The 14,846-nt window shown below is 74.9% G+C and carries 13 protein-coding genes; 7 read left to right on the forward strand and 6 right to left on the reverse strand.

Annotated elements, in window-relative coordinates:
* The first annotated feature begins 41 nt into the window (after positions 1 to 41).
* Positions 42 to 332, forward strand: a complete 291-nt coding sequence (locus ACZ51I_RS12630) for a hypothetical protein (RefSeq protein ID WP_468874580.1) — start codon at positions 42 to 44, stop codon at positions 330 to 332.
* A gap of 87 nt (positions 333 to 419) precedes the next feature.
* Positions 420 to 1,892 carry a sigma-70 family RNA polymerase sigma factor gene (locus ACZ51I_RS12635; RefSeq protein ID WP_468874582.1) on the forward strand — a complete coding sequence of 491 codons (1,473 nt, stop codon included), beginning with the start codon at positions 420 to 422 and terminating at the stop codon, positions 1,890 to 1,892.
* A gap of 18 nt (positions 1,893 to 1,910) precedes the next feature.
* Here the strand turns inward: ACZ51I_RS12635 and ACZ51I_RS12640 are convergent, their stop codons facing one another.
* The 3 genes from ACZ51I_RS12640 to ACZ51I_RS12650 all read right to left on the reverse strand — a co-directional run bounded on the left by ACZ51I_RS12640 (position 1,911) and on the right by ACZ51I_RS12650 (position 4,835).
* Positions 1,911 to 2,603 (reverse strand): CAP domain-containing protein, encoded by a 693-nt coding sequence (locus ACZ51I_RS12640; RefSeq protein WP_468874585.1) that lies wholly within the window; start codon positions 2,601 to 2,603, stop codon positions 1,911 to 1,913.
* Between the two features lie 223 nt (positions 2,604 to 2,826).
* On the reverse strand, positions 2,827 to 4,218 hold the full coding sequence (locus ACZ51I_RS12645; RefSeq protein WP_468874587.1) for an acyl-CoA dehydrogenase family protein: 1,392 nt from the start codon (positions 4,216 to 4,218) through the stop codon (positions 2,827 to 2,829).
* A gap of 161 nt (positions 4,219 to 4,379) precedes the next feature.
* Complete coding sequence (locus ACZ51I_RS12650) at positions 4,380 to 4,835, reverse strand: RrF2 family transcriptional regulator (RefSeq protein WP_468874590.1); 456 nt, start codon at positions 4,833 to 4,835, stop codon at positions 4,380 to 4,382.
* Between the two features lie 655 nt (positions 4,836 to 5,490).
* Here ACZ51I_RS12650 and ACZ51I_RS12655 point away from each other — a divergent pair.
* On the forward strand, positions 5,491 to 6,354 hold the full coding sequence (locus ACZ51I_RS12655) for a glutathione S-transferase C-terminal domain-containing protein (RefSeq protein ID WP_468874592.1): 864 nt from the start codon (positions 5,491 to 5,493) through the stop codon (positions 6,352 to 6,354).
* 77 nt (positions 6,355 to 6,431) lie between these two features.
* Here the strand turns inward: ACZ51I_RS12655 and ACZ51I_RS12660 are convergent, their stop codons facing one another.
* Entirely contained in the window at positions 6,432 to 7,469 is a 1,038-nt protein-coding gene (locus tag ACZ51I_RS12660) for an NAD-dependent epimerase/dehydratase family protein (protein WP_468874594.1), read from the reverse strand.
* Between the two features lie 143 nt (positions 7,470 to 7,612).
* Between ACZ51I_RS12660 and ACZ51I_RS12665 the strand changes: the two genes are divergently transcribed.
* Genes ACZ51I_RS12665 through ACZ51I_RS12675 form a run of 3 tightly spaced genes read left to right on the forward strand, consistent with a single transcriptional unit; the run spans position 7,613 to position 10,388 of the window.
* Complete coding sequence (locus tag ACZ51I_RS12665; protein WP_468874597.1) at positions 7,613 to 7,858, forward strand: DUF5133 domain-containing protein; 246 nt, start codon at positions 7,613 to 7,615, stop codon at positions 7,856 to 7,858.
* Between the two features lie 5 nt (positions 7,859 to 7,863).
* Entirely contained in the window at positions 7,864 to 8,004 is a 141-nt protein-coding gene (locus ACZ51I_RS12670; RefSeq protein ID WP_468874599.1) for a hypothetical protein, read from the forward strand.
* Positions 8,001 to 10,388 (forward strand): ATP-binding cassette domain-containing protein, encoded by a 2,388-nt coding sequence (locus ACZ51I_RS12675; RefSeq protein ID WP_468874601.1) that lies wholly within the window; start codon positions 8,001 to 8,003, stop codon positions 10,386 to 10,388. Before ACZ51I_RS12670 ends, ACZ51I_RS12675 begins: the two co-directional genes overlap by 4 nt.
* A 48-nt stretch (positions 10,389 to 10,436) precedes the next feature.
* Here ACZ51I_RS12675 and ACZ51I_RS12680 read toward each other — a convergent pair whose 3' ends face one another.
* Both ACZ51I_RS12680 and ACZ51I_RS12685 read right to left on the reverse strand, forming a co-directional pair.
* Positions 10,437 to 11,063 (reverse strand): DUF6058 family natural product biosynthesis protein, encoded by a 627-nt coding sequence (locus ACZ51I_RS12680; protein ID WP_468875621.1) that lies wholly within the window; start codon positions 11,061 to 11,063, stop codon positions 10,437 to 10,439.
* A 216-nt stretch (positions 11,064 to 11,279) separates the two neighbouring features.
* A complete protein-coding gene (locus tag ACZ51I_RS12685) occupies positions 11,280 to 12,536 on the reverse strand; it encodes a D-alanyl-D-alanine carboxypeptidase family protein (RefSeq protein WP_468874603.1) in 1,257 nt (418 codons plus the stop codon).
* 378 nt (positions 12,537 to 12,914) lie between these two features.
* On the opposite strand from ACZ51I_RS12685, the gene ACZ51I_RS12690 reads away from it, so the two are divergent.
* Positions 12,915 to 14,813, forward strand: a complete 1,899-nt coding sequence (locus ACZ51I_RS12690) for a potassium channel family protein (RefSeq protein ID WP_468875623.1) — start codon at positions 12,915 to 12,917, stop codon at positions 14,811 to 14,813.
* Positions 14,814 to 14,846 lie beyond the last annotated feature (33 nt).

The raw sequence follows: 14,846 nt of genomic DNA on the forward strand, positions 1-14,846 counted from the left end.
CGTCGGTGGCGCATCTCACTCCCGGGTGTGAACCTGGATGGATGAGCTGGGCATCTTGGACGACCGCCGGTGTCTACACCGGGCGAGGTGGGGTGCTGACCGACGAGGTGGGCGTCGTCACGGGCGATCTGACCGTGCACACGACGTTCGCCGAGCGTGAGGCACGCGTGGCCGTGCAGTACAGCGGCGCATCCGACTGGTTCACCATGTCGGGAAGTCCCGTTCCGTGCGGATCGGAGGAGGAGAGCCGAGAGCTGCACGACGCCGTGGTGGAGGCCGTCCGGGAGGGGCGCGGGGCCACGGTCCCGAGGCTGCCCGTGCCCCCGGTGTAGCCCTCGTCCGGCGGAAAGTGTTATCCCTCCCGTGCCCACGGGTCTCCTGACGACGGGGGACTCGGACCCGGGATGAGGGAGCAACCCATGGACAGCGACGAGCGACGCACCACCGCCCTTGTGGAGGCGGCCAGGGCGGGTGACGCGGACGCCAGGGACGCGCTGGTCCGCGCCCACCTCCCGCTCGTCCACAACATCGTCGGCCGGGCCCTCGACGGCCACGCCGACACGGACGACATCGTCCAGGAGACGATGGTCCGCGCCCTCGACGGCCTCACCGGCCTCCGCGACCCCTCCCGCTTCCGGTCCTGGCTCGTCGCCATCGCCATGAACGGGATACGGCGCCGCTGGCAGGAACGCCGACGGGCGCCCGTCCCCGGCCTCGACCGGGCCACGGACCTCGCCGACCCGGCCGGTGACTTCACCGAGCTCACCATCCTCCGCCTCGGCCTCTCCGGGCAGCGCCGCGACGTGGCCCGCGCGACCCGCTGGCTCGACGAGGACGACGCCGAACTCCTCGCCCTGTGGTGGCTGGAAGCCGCCGGCGAACTCACCCGCGCCGAACTCGCCGAAGGCCTGGGCCTCACCCCGCAGCACGCCGCCGTCCGCGTCCAGCGGATGAAGGAACGCCTGGACACCGGCCGCGCCGTGGTCCGAGCCCTCGACGCGCTGCCACCGTGCCCGGAGCTCACCGGGACGATCACGGCCTGGGACGGGCGCCCCTCGCCTCTCTGGCGCAAGCGGATAGCCCGCCATCTACGGGGCTGCGCCGACTGCACCTCCCGCGCGAGCGGCCGCCGCGGCCTCGCCCCCGTCGAGGGCCTCCTCGTCGGCATCGGCCTCGTACCGCCCCTGACGGCCGTGGCCTTGGTCACGGACGGCCCGGCGGTGGAGTACGTCGCGTACGAGCGGAATCCCGTTGTACGCGGTGACCGGTGGACCCCGCTGCGGCGCGCGGGCGTGGCCGGGGTCGCGGCCGTCGCCGTCCTCGGGGCGGTCGCCCTCCTCGTACCGCCGGAGCCGGAGGTACGAGTCCGGCCCCACCGGCCCGCCGCCGCGCCTCCGGCGACGACCGCCCCGGCCACGGCCTCCCCGAGCCCCCTGGTCACCGCCGCCCCGGCACCGACGACCGCCGCCCCCGCACCCCGCCGCACCACACGCCCGGCGTCGGCGGTCGACCCGGGGGAGCGGGTCACCGCACTCGTCAACCGGCTCCGGGCGGCGGCCGGTTGTGCCCCGCTGCGGACCGATCCCCGGCTCGTCGCGGCGGCCCGCGGTTACGCCCGCGACATGGCCGCGCGCGGCTACTTCGGGCACAGCAGCCCCGAGGGCGACTTCGCGGACGCCCGGATCAGCGGCGCCGGATACGACTGGAGTGCCTGGGCCGAGAACCTGGCGCGCGGCGCGACCGATCCGGAGACCGTCGTCGAGGACTGGCGGGACGGGGCCATGCACGAGCAGAACATGCTCGACTGCCGGTACCGGGACACCGGCGTGGCGTCGGTGACCGCTCCCGGCGGCCGGATCTGGGTGCAGAAGCTGGCCGCCCCCGCCCCCTGAACGGCAGCCGGACCACCCTCAGCGCCGGGCGCCGAAGTCCTGCACCCACCAGGGCCCGTCGGTGGCGAAGTTCACCCCGACGCCGATGTCTTCGAAGCCACAGTTGAGGATGTTCGCCCGGTGCCCGGGACTGGCCATCCATTCCCTCATCACCCGCGCCGGGGTCTTCGGCCCGCGGTGGATGTTCTCTCCCCAGGCCGACCACGCGTACCCGGCGCCGCTCATCCGGTCGCCCGCGTCCCGGCCCTCCGGGCTGCGGTGTTCGTAGTAGTCGCGGGCGGCCATGTCGTCGGCGTGTCCCTGGGCGGCGGCCCGCAGACGGGCCTCGGAACGCAACGGGGCACAACCGGCCTTGCCCCGCTCGGCGTTGGCGAGGGCGACGACGTCCCGGAGGAGCCGCGCCGCCTTCCCGGCAGCGGCTTCACGCGGCGCCGCTTCACGCGGGGCCGCTTCACGCGGGGCCGCTTCACGGGGGGCCGCGGTGGTGATCGTGCCGGTGGCCGGGGCGGCCACGTACATGCCGGTCGCCACGGTCAGCGCGAGGGCCGCGGCTCCGAGGGCCGTGACGGTGGTACGGAAGGACGGGCGGCGCAGCGCGTGCCGCCGGACCGCACCGCCTCTGCGGTGCCGGCCGCCGCCGCGCCCCACCGGGCGTGCGGGGTCGCCCCCGGGCGCGTCTTCCGGGTGGCCGGGCCGGTCGTGGTACCGCATGGAGCTCCGCTCTCTCGCCGAGGCCGCCGCACGGTCCGGCGCTGGGAGAGCCACCGGGGCGACGGCGGAAGGACTTTCCGGCGCCGGCCGCCCCGACACTCCTCGTCAGCGCGGCGCGTCAATCCACGGCCGAGCCTGTCAGCCCTGCGGGAGAACCGCCACCGGGCACGGCCGCGAGGAGGAGCGCCGCGTGCGCGAGGACCCGGGAGGGCGATCCGGAGGCTCAGGCCAGCAGAGTGAGCCTGGCGTGAGTGCCGTTGAGGTAGTGGTCCCCGATGTCCCGGAGCCGGTGGGCCGCCTGCGTGGGGGCGGTGAGCGCGCGGGCGTTCCGCCAGAAGCGGTCGAAGCCCGGACCGCCGGCGTGGGGCTCGGCTCCCGTCGTGCCGTCGACGAGCTCCAGGATGCGGGTGGTGATGTGGACGGCCGCCCGGCCGGTGACGGTCTCGGCCGCCGCCACGAGCACGGCGATGTCGGCGCGTTCGTCCAGGCCGAGCGACCACTCCGCGAGCAGCCCACGGGCGAGGGCCTCCGTCGCCCGCTCCACCACCGCGGCGGCCGCGTGCGCCGCCGTCGCCAGCTCCCCGTAGGCCAGAAGGAGGTACGGGTCGTCCCCCGCCGCAGACGGGTCGCCGGCCGTGGCCGGGGAGCCCGCCGCGCGGTCGGCGGGGAGGGGGCCGGCCTGTCCGGCGCGGCTGATGTCCCGGGCCTCGGCGAGCGCCCCCTCGGCGATGCCGAGCCCGACCTGGACGAGAAGCAGCCGCAGGGCGAGCGGTGCGAGGGTGGTGAACGGCGCGACGGCGTGCTCGTCGTGCGGGAGGGTCCCGAGGACCTGCCAGGGCTCCACCGGGACCTGGTCGAAGGTGACCGTGCCGGCCCCGGCCAGGCGCTGCCCGACCCGGTCCGCACCGGCGTCCGTGAACACCCCCGGGTGGGCCGGGTCCACGAGGACGACCAGGAGGTCGCCGGTGCCGCCGGGACGCGCGCCCACGACGAGCCGGTCGGCGACCGTCACTCCGGAGGCGAAGGCGCGGCGCCCGTCCAGGGTCCAGCCGCGGCCGGGGGCCCCGGCGGGCGTGAGCGTGAGACCGGGGCCGGACTCGGCGCGCGGCGGTTCGACACCGCCGGCGAGCAGCCAGCGCTCCTCGGCCGTGCGGACGTCCAGGGCGAGCGCGGGGGAGCGCGCGTCGCCGACGGCGGGTGCGTCCTCCGCCTCGTACGAGGCGGAACACGCGTCTTCGGCGTCGAGCGGGGGCCCGAAGAAGCGACTGCTCCAGGACAGCGCGTAGTGGTGGGCGAGGAGTTCGCCCACCGAACTGTCGGCTGCGGAGATCTCCCGTACGACCGCGCAGGCGGCCCGCAGGTCCGCACCCCGCCGGGTCGGTCCCGGCGCCGTGAGGAGGGCGGGCAGGCCCGCCTCCTGGAGCCGCGCGACCTCGTCGAAGGGGGCTTTGCCGGCCCGGTCCCGTTCGAGGGCGTCGACGGCGAGGTCGTCGGCGAGCTCGCGGGTGACGCGGGGCCAGATCTCGTCGTCGGCGGGCCGGTCGACGGGTCGGCCGGGTGGTGCGGAGGCGGTGCGTATCGCTGGTCTCTTCGGCGATTTCCTCGGCGTACTCACGTCACCTCACCTGATCCCTAGTATTCCCACTGGAATAGTAGGGATATTGGCAGAGGTGCACCCGTGATCCCAAGGGGCGTCCACAGGCTGGACAAGGCTGTATCGGGAGGCGAGATGGCGTCAGCTTCGCGCAGGTGGCGAGGGGTTGGCCCGCAGGGTGGTCACGGGTTGGTCCACGCCTCCGGGTCGTCCGCGAGGGCGACGATCTCCGCCGGGAGCTCCGCCGCCGCGAGTTCCGCGAGGGACACCCCGAGCACCCCGCGGACACTCGCCCGCAGTGCGATCCACAATGTGAGCAGGGACTCGGCCGGTCCCGTGTACGACAGATCCGGCGGCCGTTCCCCGCGCACGGACACCAGCGGACCGTCCACGCAGCGGATGACGTCCGCGACCGAGATCGTTTCGGCCGGCCGGGCCAGCCAGAAACCGCCGTTGCCGCCGCGCTGGCTCTGGACCAGACCGCCCTTGCGCATGTCGCCGAGGATGCCCTCGAGGAACTTGTGCGAGATGTCCTGGTCCGCCGCGATGGCCTCGGCCTTCAGCGGCCCCGCGCCCTGGGCTGCGGCGAGCTGGAGGGCGGCCCGCACCGCGTAGTCGGCCCTGGCTGAAATGCGCATGCGCGCATTATCCCGCACCGGGGTGACCGGATCCGTACGCCCGGAGGCGTGGGCCGCGAGGCGCGCCGAACCGCGCCCGCGAAGCCGGCACCCGTACGGCACCCGCGAAGCCGGCGTCCGCACCGCACCCGTGAAGCCGGGCCGTCGCCTCCGTCGGGCGAGTCCGACCACGTCCGCTCGGCAACCCGACCGTGCCCGTGAGACGAGTCGTACCGCGCTCTGAGACGGCCGAACCGCGCCCTTGACGGCGTTCGCCACCCGCCGGAGACTCATGGACGGGAAAACCGAGCGAACAGGTAGGAAAACATGGGACGCACCGGCCGGAGAGACACCTCACCCGCCGCGTCCCTCCCGCGCTCGCTGCCCCTCACGTCCCGTCGGCACATCGATCTGCTGCGGGTCTGCAGCGCCGCGAGTCGCCGTTCCCGCCCGGGCGTCCCTCCGTCCGACGGGACCTGATCCGCGCGACAGGTCCCGGGCGCCCGCCGCGGTCCGCCCGTCTCCTCCTTCCCGTACCTCTGCTGCCACCGGGCCCCGTGCGGCCGGCGCGTCGCGAACGCCGGCCGTCGCACACCGAGCCGTCGCCCATCGCGCCGTCGTGGGCGAACCCTGCGCACGCCGCCCGACCCAGCACCGAGCACCCCAAGGGAGAAGCATGTCCGTCGTCGTCCCGTCCTCGCTCCTGCCCGCCTCTGCCGTGCCCCTCTTCCGGGGCAGGATCGGCCGCGACGCGAGCAGCGGCCACTACGCCGTCCCGCACCGCTACCGCCTGCACGTCGACCCGTCCGACCCCCGGTGTCTGAGCATCGCCCTCACCCACAGCCTGCTCGGACTCGACGACACGCTCCCGCTCACCGTGCTCTCCGGCACGCCCGACACACCCGACGGCGGGTACGCCGGGCTCCGCCCGCTGTACGAGGCGAGCGCCCACCTCTACACCGGGCCGGCCGCCGCACCGGTCCTCAGTGACGGCTGGACCGGACGGATCGTCAGCACCCACGTCCCCGACATCCTCCGGGACCTCGCCCTGCGCTTCCGCGGCGACGGCCCCGACCTGCTGCCCGAGGCGCACCGCGACACCATCGAGGCGATCGCCGACCTGTGCGAACGGAGCGTCAACCGGGCCGCCCAGCGCGCCGGCGAGCTCGGTCTCGACGGCGAGGCCGCCCACCGCGACCCGCTCACCGCCCTCTTCGCCGCCCTCGGCTCACTGGAACGCCGTCTCGCCCACCGGCCCTACGTCCTCGGTGACGCCCCGACCGCCGCCGACGTGCACGTCTGGGTCACGCTCGTCCAGCTCGACACCGTCCACCGCTGGCACCTCGACGCCGCCGCCATGGACCGGGTCGCCGGGCACCCCGCGCTGTGGGCCTACGCCCAGCGCCTCGCCGCCCGCCCCGAGTTCGCCCGCCACCTCGACATCGACGCCGTCCTGCGCCGCCACCGCGCCCACTGCCGCGGTCGCGAGGCCGCGGGCGCGGCGATACGCCTCGTCGACTGGTCCGCCGCACCCCGCTGACCTTCTGAAGCAGCGGGCGCCACGCCCGGAGCGGCCCCCGCTCCCGGGACGACGCCGCGGCGGCCGGGCGCGGTCCGTCAGCCGATGCGGTGCCCCGTCAGCGGGGCCGTGTCGTCGCCGGCGCCCCCGCGGACCCCGCGCAGGAACGACTCCAGGGCCTCCAGCGAGCTCGCCGCCGGCTCCCAGCCCAGCTCCCGCCGGGCCCGGTCGGTGGCGAGCAGCGGCAGGTGCCGCAGCGCGTCGAAGAGCCCCGGGGAGGCCGGGACCAGCCGCAGCCGCCAGGCCGCCGACAGGGCGCCCCGTACCGCGCCGGCGGGCACCTTCACCGGCCGCGCGTGCAGCAGCTCGCCCAGCGTCGTGCCGTCGATCACCGGGTCCGCGGCGAGGTTGAACGCGCCCCGGACGTCCCGCAGCAGCGCCCTCCGGTAGGCGTCGGCCGCGTCCTCCGTGTGCAGGACCTGGAACCGGAGCCCCTCGAACTCAGGGACCAGCGGCAGCAGTTCGGGCCGCATCAGCTGCCCGGGGAAGAACCGCCCCGCGAAGATCCGCCGCTGCTCGCTCGCCGACTCCTCCTTGAAGAGGAACGCCGGACGCATCCGGACCACGCGGGTCAGCGGATGGTCCCGCTCGAAGGTGTCGAGGACCCGCTCCAGGTAGGCCTTCTCCCGGGTGTACGCGGCGCCCGGCCAGCCGTGCGTCGGCCATGCCTCGGACACCGGCGCGCCGCCCTCGGGCCCCGGGGAGTAGGCGCCCACCGACGAGGCGTGCACCAGGACCGGCACGCGTGCCGCCGCCACCGCGTCGAAGACGCGGACCGCGCCCAGGACGTTGGTCCGCCAGGTCTCCACCGGGTCGTGGGTCGGCCCGAACCGCCAGGCCAGGTGCACCACCGCGTCCGCGTCCGCCACGTACTGCGCGAGCCGGGGTTCGTCCCCCTCCCGGGAGAGGTCGAGCTCGGCCCACTCCACGCCCGGCAGGTCGAGGGCCGGGCGGCGGCGGGCGAGACCGAGGACCGAGCCGACGCCCGGATCGCGCGCCAGGATCCGGACCAGGCTCGTCCCCACGTTGCCGGTGGCGCCGGTGACGACGACGCGCGAGAGCGTACTCGGGTTCATGTCTCCGACCCTCCGCCATGACCGGCGGAACCGCACTCCGGCAGTCACGCTGTGCCGGGCGTGTCACCCAGCGTGTCCGTATGGGTCGCGAGCGGGGCCGACGACCGGGAATATGGAGCGACTCAGGAGACAGGAGAACGGCCATGCTGCTGCCCGACAGGAACACCGTCGACCGGCTGCTCCGGCAATTCCGCGCCCAGGAGCGGACCGTGCTGGACAGGCCGTGCGACCTGTCGGCCCGACGGCGCTTCGAGGACACGGCGTACACCCTGTGCGTCCTGATGGGAGAACGCACCGCCCGCGAGGCCGTCCTCGCCGCGGAACGCTACGTGACGGGCGGAGGAGATCAGGAATCGAGAAGCGTGGCCACCGTGCCGCCACTAGCGTGACTGCCATGACCTTCGCTCACGTGCGCGAGGCGCCCGAGACCCCGTCCGTGCGCGACGCGCTCACCGGGTTCGACGCGCTCGACGTGCTCGGCCACGGCCGCGGAGGTGCACCGTCAGGACATGCGCGAAGGCTGGAGACACGATGAGCAAGGCACCGAGGGCGGACAAGCAGGCGTCCGTACCCCACGCCGCCGACCGGCACGACCTGATCCGCGTGCACGGCGCGCGCGAGAACAACCTCAAGGACGTGAGCATCGAGATCCCGAAGCGCCGGCTCACGGTCTTCACGGGCGTCTCCGGCTCGGGCAAGAGCTCCCTCGTGTTCGACACGATCGCCGCGGAGTCGCAGCGGCTGATCAACGAGACGTACAGCGCCTTCGTCCAGGGCTTCATGCCGACCCTCGCCCGGCCGGAAGTCGACGTCCTCGACGGCCTCACGACCGCGATCATCGTCGACCAGCAGCGTCTCGGCGCCGACCCCCGCTCCACCGTCGGCACCGCGACCGACGCCAACGCGATGCTGCGGATCCTCTTCAGCCGCCTCGGCAAGCCGCACATCGGCCCGCCCAGCGCCTACGCCTTCAACGTCCCCTCGGTGCGGGCGAGTGGCGCGATCACCGTCGAGCGCGGCACCAAGAAGACCGAGCGGGCGACCTTCGAGCGCACGGGCGGCATGTGTCCGCGCTGCGAGGGCCGGGGCACGGTCTCCGACATCGACCTCACCCAGCTCTACGACGACTCCAAGTCGCTCGACGAGGGCGCGCTCACCATCCCCGGCTACACGCCCGGCGGCTGGAACTACCGCCTCTACAGCGAATCGGGCCTCGTCGACCCGGCCAAGCCGATCCGCAAGTACACCAAGAAGGAACTCCAGGCCTTCCTCCACCACGAGCCCACCCGCATGAAGATCGCGGGCATCAACATGACGTACGAGGGGCTCATCCCGCGCATCCAGAAGTCCTTCCTGGCCAAGGACAAGGAGGGCATGCAGCCCCACATCCGGGCGTTCGTCGAGCGGGCCGTCACCTTCACCACCTGCCCCGACTGCGACGGCACCCGGCTCAGCGAGGGCGCCAGGGCGTCGAAGATCAAGCGGATCAGCATCGCCGACGCCTGCGCGATGCAGATCAGCGACCTCGCCGCCTGGGTCCGCGGCCTCGACGAGCCGTCCGTAGCGCCGCTGCTCACCGCGCTCCAGCTGACCCTCGACTCGTTCGTGGAGATCGGCCTCGGCTACCTCTCGCTCGACCGGCCGTCGGGCACGCTGTCGGGCGGCGAGGCACAGCGCGTCAAGATGATCCGCCACCTCGGCTCCTCGCTGACCGACGTCACGTACGTCTTCGACGAGCCCACCATCGGCCTCCACCCGCACGACATCCAGCGGATGAACGACCTGCTGCTCCAGCTGCGCGACAAGGGCAACACGGTGCTCGTCGTGGAGCACAAGCCCGAGGCCATCGCCATCGCGGACCACGTCGTCGACCTGGGCCCCGGGGCCGGTACGGCCGGCGGCACCGTCTGCTTCGAGGGCACCGTGGACGGACTGCGGGCCTCCGGCACGGTCACCGGCCGCCACCTCGACGACCGGGCCGCCGTGAAGGAGTCCGTGCGCAAGCCCACCGGAGCCCTGAAGATCCGGGGCGCGTCCACGCACAACCTGCGCGACGTCGACGTCGACATCCCGCTCGGGGTCCTCACCGTCGTCACCGGAGTCGCCGGCTCCGGCAAGAGTTCGCTCGTGCACGGCTCGATCCCCGCCGGCGAGGAGGTGATCTCCGTCGACCAGAGCGCGATCCGCGGCTCCCGGCGCAGCAACCCCGCCACGTACACCGGGCTGCTCGACCCGATCCGCAAGGCCTTCGCCAAGGCCAACGGCGTGAAGCCGGCGCTGTTCAGCGCGAACTCCGAGGGCGCCTGCCCCACCTGCAACGGCGCGGGCGTCGTCTACACCGACCTGGGGATGATGGCCGGTGTCTCCTCCACCTGCGAGGACTGCGAGGGCAAGCGGTTCCAGCCCTCGGTGCTCGAATACCTCCTCGGCGGCCGGGACATCAGCGAGGTCCTCGCGATGCCGGTGACCGAGGCCGAGGAGTTCTTCGGTTCCGGCGAGGCGCACACCCCGGCCGCGCAGCGCATCCTGGCCCGGCTCGCCGACGTCGGACTCGGCTACCTGAGCCTCGGCCAGCCGCTCACCACGCTCTCCGGCGGCGAGCGGCAGCGCCTCAAGCTGGCCACGCACATGGGCGACAAGGGCGGCGTCTACGTCCTCGACGAGCCGACCACCGGTCTCCACCTCGCCGACGTCGAGCAGCTCCTCGGCCTGCTCGACCGGCTCGTGGACTCCGGCAAGTCGGTCATCGTGGTCGAGCACCACCAGGCGGTCATGGCGCACGCCGACTGGATCATCGACCTCGGTCCCGGCGCGGGCCACGACGGCGGGACGATCGTCTTCGAGGGAACGCCCGCCGAGCTCGTCGCGGCCCGCTCGACCCTCACCGGCGAGCACCTCGCGGAGTACGTGGGCGCCTGACCCGCCTGACAGCGGCGGTCCCGGGGCCCTGGCCACCGGGACCGCCGCTCAGTCGCGGGTACGGGGGTAGAGCGCCCGGGGCGCGTCCACGCAGGTCTCCCGCGAGGTGGGACCGCCGAAGCGCAGCCGGTCGTACGCCGTGAACGCCGGCTCCAGGGCGTCGAGCGCGTCCACGCGCGCGTGGAGGGCGTCGCGCCACTCCGGCGAGGGATCGGCCCCTGCCGACGCCAGGCGCGCGGCGATGTCCGCCGTCAGCTCGTCCTTCCGGCGGATGGTCGCCGGCGTGACCGAGTGCAGGCAGACGTACTGGCCGCTCAGGTACGCCGCCCACTCCGCCTCGCCCCGCGCCGGGTCCTCCCAGTGCCCGGTGAACCACGCGCGCAGCCGGTCGGCGCCGCCCGCCCGGTCGGCGAGCGCGAACATATCGCGCGGCACCATCTCGGCGCCGTCCGACCGCAGATAGCCGGGCAGCGGCAGCAGGCCCGCGAGCATCAGCCGCCGGACCGCGTCGGGGTCCCGGCCGAGCGCGGCGCACAGCGTCTCCAGCGGGACGAACTGGGCGGTGACGTACGCGTCGTCCGCGGCGGTCATCGGATGGTCACCGTTCACCTCGCGGAACCGCGCGGCGATCCGCGCGGCGGGCGAGGGATCATCGTCCGGCGCGCCGCCCGTCATCGCCGCGGCCGTCCTCGTCCCGCCCGCCGTCGTCCCGTCCATGGCCGTCCCAGCCGTCATCGCGTCACTCCTTCGGGAGCATCGTCCGGGCCGGTCCCGGACGGTGTCCCGGCAGGCTAGAAGCCGGATCGTGCGGCGCCCACCGAACCGTCGCCGGCACGACGGGGACCGGTGCCCTCAGAGCGCCGCCCGACCGGCGGCCCTGAGCCGCGGCCGTCACGCCCGGTGGGCGGGCCTGCGCCGCCACCCCCACAGGGCGAGCGCGGCGGCGCAGGCCGAGCCCACCAGGGTCAGCGGAAGCCCGGCCGAGGCGCCGGAGGGCTCCGCCGCCCGGGGCGCGTTCCCGGGCGCGGCCACCGCCTCCGCCCCGCTCCGGGGAGCGGTCACCGGTGCCTGGGTGCCGCCTCCCTCGCGGGTCATCGACACGGGTCGCGTGCCCGAGTCGGCCGCCGCCTTCGCCCGTACCGGCGCGAGCACGCCCACGGGCCGCACCCGTCCCGCCGCCTCGAAGCCCCAGTCGAGCAGCTCCCTCGCCTCCTCGTACACGGCGTACCCGCCGCCCTCCTGGGGGTTCATCACCGAGACGACGAGGGTCCGGTCGCCCCGCCGGGCCGCCGAGATCAGGGTGTTGCCCGCGTTGCTGGTGTATCCGTTCTTGATCCCGATCAGCCCCGGGTAGCGGGCCACCCCGTCCGCGCCCGTCAGAAGCCGGTTGGTGTTGGCGATGCCGTACGACCAGGAGCCCGCGGGGAAGTCCGCGTACGCCGTCGAGCAGTACCGGGTGAACGCCGGGTCCCGGAGCCCGGCGCGGCCGAACACCGCCAGGTCGTACGCGGAGGACACCTGGCCGGGGGCGTCGTACCCGTCGGGGGAGACCACATGGGTGTCCTCGGCGCCGAGGGCGCGGGCCTTCTCCTGCATCTGCCGGGTCATCGACTCCCAGCCCCCGTTCATCGCCGCCAGGACGTGGACGGCGTCGTTCCCCGAGCTGAGGAACACGCCGTTCCACAGGTCCGAGACCTTGTACGAGTACCCCTCCTTCACCCCGACCAGGCTGCTGCCCGCCCCGATCCCGGCCAGCTCGGCATCGGCCACCGTGTGCCGCTCGGTCGGTTCGTGGTGGGGGAGCGCGGTGAGCGCGAACAGCGCCTTGAGGGTGCTGGCCGGCGGCAGCTTGCGGTGCGCGTTCCGCGCGGCGAGCACCTCGCCCGAGGAGGCGTCCGCCACCACCCACGACAGCGCGGACACCGAGGGCAGGGCGGGCGCCCCCGGCAACCGCTCCACCTGGGTGCCCTTCCGGTCGAGGCGCGCCGGCTCGACGTACTGGCGGGCGGGCGGCGTGGGCTCCCCGACCGAGGACACGGCTCGGGGCACGGGCGTGGCGGGGGAGGCGGCGGCCGCCGGTACGGGCAGCACGAACAGCAGCGCCGCGGAACCGGCGGCGACTTGACGGACAGCTGACGTGACGATCATTCAGTCACCGTAGGAAGGCGCCGCGGACCACGCAGATCGGAGTGCGCCGACCGGCGTAGCGGGTGTGGCGTACGGCGGCGCGTCGCGCGTCCGCCCGGGTGGTGCACCCGGCAAGCCCCGGGGCGGACCCCGGCCGAAGACGGGCGGGCTTCGGAGCGGGGGAACCGCTGTCGGTGCGCAGGGCATCCTTGTGACGTGTTCTCACACCCGTACCAGAGCAGCGCCGTTCCGGACCGCGCCACCGCGGCGGCCCCCGCCGAACCGGCGGCCCGGTCCGTCCCCGGACCCGCCCGGTCCGCCGGGACGCCCACCGGTCCCTTCGGCGCGCCCGCCTCCCGGAGCGAGCGGACGCCCCGGACCGCCCCCGGTGCCGGGCACATGATCGTGTGGGGCGACGACGCCCTCGCCCACCGCCTCGCGCGCGAACTCCACGAGGTGTACGGAGAGCAGGTCACCCTCCTCGTGCCGGCGCTGCCCGACGCACCCCGCACACCCGCCGGGCGCACCGGCCGGGCGCTCGCCCTCTTCGGGCGGGTGACCGCCGCCGTCACCCGCACCACCGGGACCGGAGCGACGGCCGCCCCGGACGGAGCCGATCCCACCGGCACCCTGCGGGTCGTGGAGGCCCCGGAGGCGGACGACCGGGCCCTGACGGACGCCGGTGCGGAGCGCGCCGCCGCCCTCGCCCTCGTCCACGAGGACGACGAGACGAACATCCGGGCCGCGCTCACCGCCCGCCGCCTCAACCCCCGGCTGCGCCTGGTGATCCGGCTCTACAACCGCAAGCTGGGCCAGCACCTCGAAACCCTCCTCGACCAGGCCGCCGCCGTCGTGGAACCCGGCCTCGACCCGGAGAAGCTCGACGCCGCCACCACGGTCCTCTCCGACGTCGACACCGCCGCTCCCGGCCTCGCCGCGGCCGCCGTCGCGGGCACCAGCAAGGTGGTGCAGGCCGGGGGACTGCTGCTGCACGCCGTCGACCGCCCGCCCGTCGCGGGCCGGGCACCCGACCCCGGGCTCTGCACGCTCGCCCTGCTCTCCGCCACCGCCGGCGACCCGGCCGGCTGCGAGGGCTCCGAGCGCAGCGGCGACGAGGGCCCCCGGCTCCTGCCGGACGACCGGACGGTCGCCGCCGCCACCGGACGGGCGGCCGTCACCCTCGAAGCGGTCACCCCGGCCGGCCCGGCCCTTCCGCCGGCCCGGCTCGCCGCCTCCGCGCTGCCCGTCGCCTCGCTCTTCTCCCGCCGTCTGCGCTGGTCCCTCGCGGGCGCCGTCGGCGCCGTCCTCGCCCTCGCCCTCGCCTCCACCTTCACCACGGGCGACCATCCGCTGCACGCCGCCTATCTGACGCTCCTCGACATCTTCGCCATCGGCGACCCGGCGCTCGGCGAGCCGACCGGCCGCCAGGTCCTCCAGATCCTCGCCGGGTTCGTCGGCCTCCTCCTGCTCCCGGTGATCGTCGCCGCCCTCCTCGAAGGCCTCGGCACCTTCCGCACCGCGACCACCCTGCGCCGCCCGCCGCGCGGACTCTCCGGCCACGTCGTCCTCCTCGGGCTCGGCAAGGTCGGCACCCGCGTCCTCGGCCGGCTCCGCAGGCTGAACATCCCGGTGGTGTGCGTGGAGTCCGACCCGGAGGCCCGGGGCGTCGCCGTCGCCCGCCGGCTGCGGGTCCCCACCGTCATCGGCGACGTCACCGAGGAAGGCGTCCTGGAGGCGGCCCGCATCCACCGCGCCCACGCCCTCCTCGCCCTGACCAGCGTCGACATCACCAACCTGGAGGCCGCGCTCTCCGCCCGCGCCGTCACCCCCCACCTGCGGGTCGTCCTGCGTCTGTTCGACGACGACTTCGCCACCGCGGTGTTCCGCACCCTGCGCGCCGCCCACCCCGGGGCCCTCACCCGGAGCCGCAGCGTCTCCCACCTCGCCGCCCCCGCCTTCGCGTGCGCCATGATGGGCCGCCAGATCCTCGGAGCCGTACCCGTCGAGCGCCGCGTCCTCCTCTTCGCCGCCGTGGACGTCGCGGACCATCCGCTCCTGGACGGCCGGACGGTCGCCGAGGCCTTCCGCCCCGGCGCCTGGCGGGTCATCGCCCTCGACGGACGCGGTACCGGCTCCGGCCAGGGCTGGCGCCTCCAGCCGGAGCGGCTCCTCGGAGCGGGGGACCGGGTGGTGGTGGCCGCCACCCGCCGCGGCCTGGCCGAACTCCTCGGCCGGAGCGGCCGGGAGGAGCGGGGCACCCCGGACGACTCCCTACGAACAGAGCGTGGCCGGCCGTAGGATCTGACCGCTCACCTGCCGAAGCAGCCCGCG

The organism is Streptomyces sp. NPDC034084 (assembly GCF_055575535.1).

Bases quoted from the DNA above. Each gene is read 5' to 3' on its own strand.
- ACZ51I_RS12680 (WP_468875621.1), bottom strand. From the start codon at position 11,063: ATGACGGGCGGCGCGCCGGACGATGATCCCTCGCCCGCCGCGCGGATC.
- ACZ51I_RS12665 (WP_468874597.1), top strand. From the start codon at position 7,613: ATGCTGCTGCCCGACAGGAACACCGTCGACCGGCTGCTCCGGCAATTC.
- ACZ51I_RS12670 (WP_468874599.1), top strand. From the start codon at position 7,864: ATGACCTTCGCTCACGTGCGCGAGGCGCCCGAGACCCCGTCCGTGCGC.
- ACZ51I_RS12655 (WP_468874592.1), top strand. From the start codon at position 5,491: ATGTCCGTCGTCGTCCCGTCCTCGCTCCTGCCCGCCTCTGCCGTGCCC.
- ACZ51I_RS12640 (WP_468874585.1), bottom strand. From the start codon at position 2,603: ATGCGGTACCACGACCGGCCCGGCCACCCGGAAGACGCGCCCGGGGGC.
- ACZ51I_RS12650 (WP_468874590.1), bottom strand. From the start codon at position 4,835: ATGCGCATTTCAGCCAGGGCCGACTACGCGGTGCGGGCCGCCCTCCAG.
- ACZ51I_RS12685 (WP_468874603.1), bottom strand. From the start codon at position 12,536: ATGATCGTCACGTCAGCTGTCCGTCAAGTCGCCGCCGGTTCCGCGGCG.
- ACZ51I_RS12675 (WP_468874601.1), top strand. From the start codon at position 8,001: ATGAGCAAGGCACCGAGGGCGGACAAGCAGGCGTCCGTACCCCACGCC.
- ACZ51I_RS12630 (WP_468874580.1), top strand. From the start codon at position 42: ATGAGCTGGGCATCTTGGACGACCGCCGGTGTCTACACCGGGCGAGGT.
- ACZ51I_RS12635 (WP_468874582.1), top strand. From the start codon at position 420: ATGGACAGCGACGAGCGACGCACCACCGCCCTTGTGGAGGCGGCCAGG.
- ACZ51I_RS12660 (WP_468874594.1), bottom strand. From the start codon at position 7,469: ATGAACCCGAGTACGCTCTCGCGCGTCGTCGTCACCGGCGCCACCGGC.
- ACZ51I_RS12690 (WP_468875623.1), top strand. From the start codon at position 12,915: ATGATCGTGTGGGGCGACGACGCCCTCGCCCACCGCCTCGCGCGCGAA.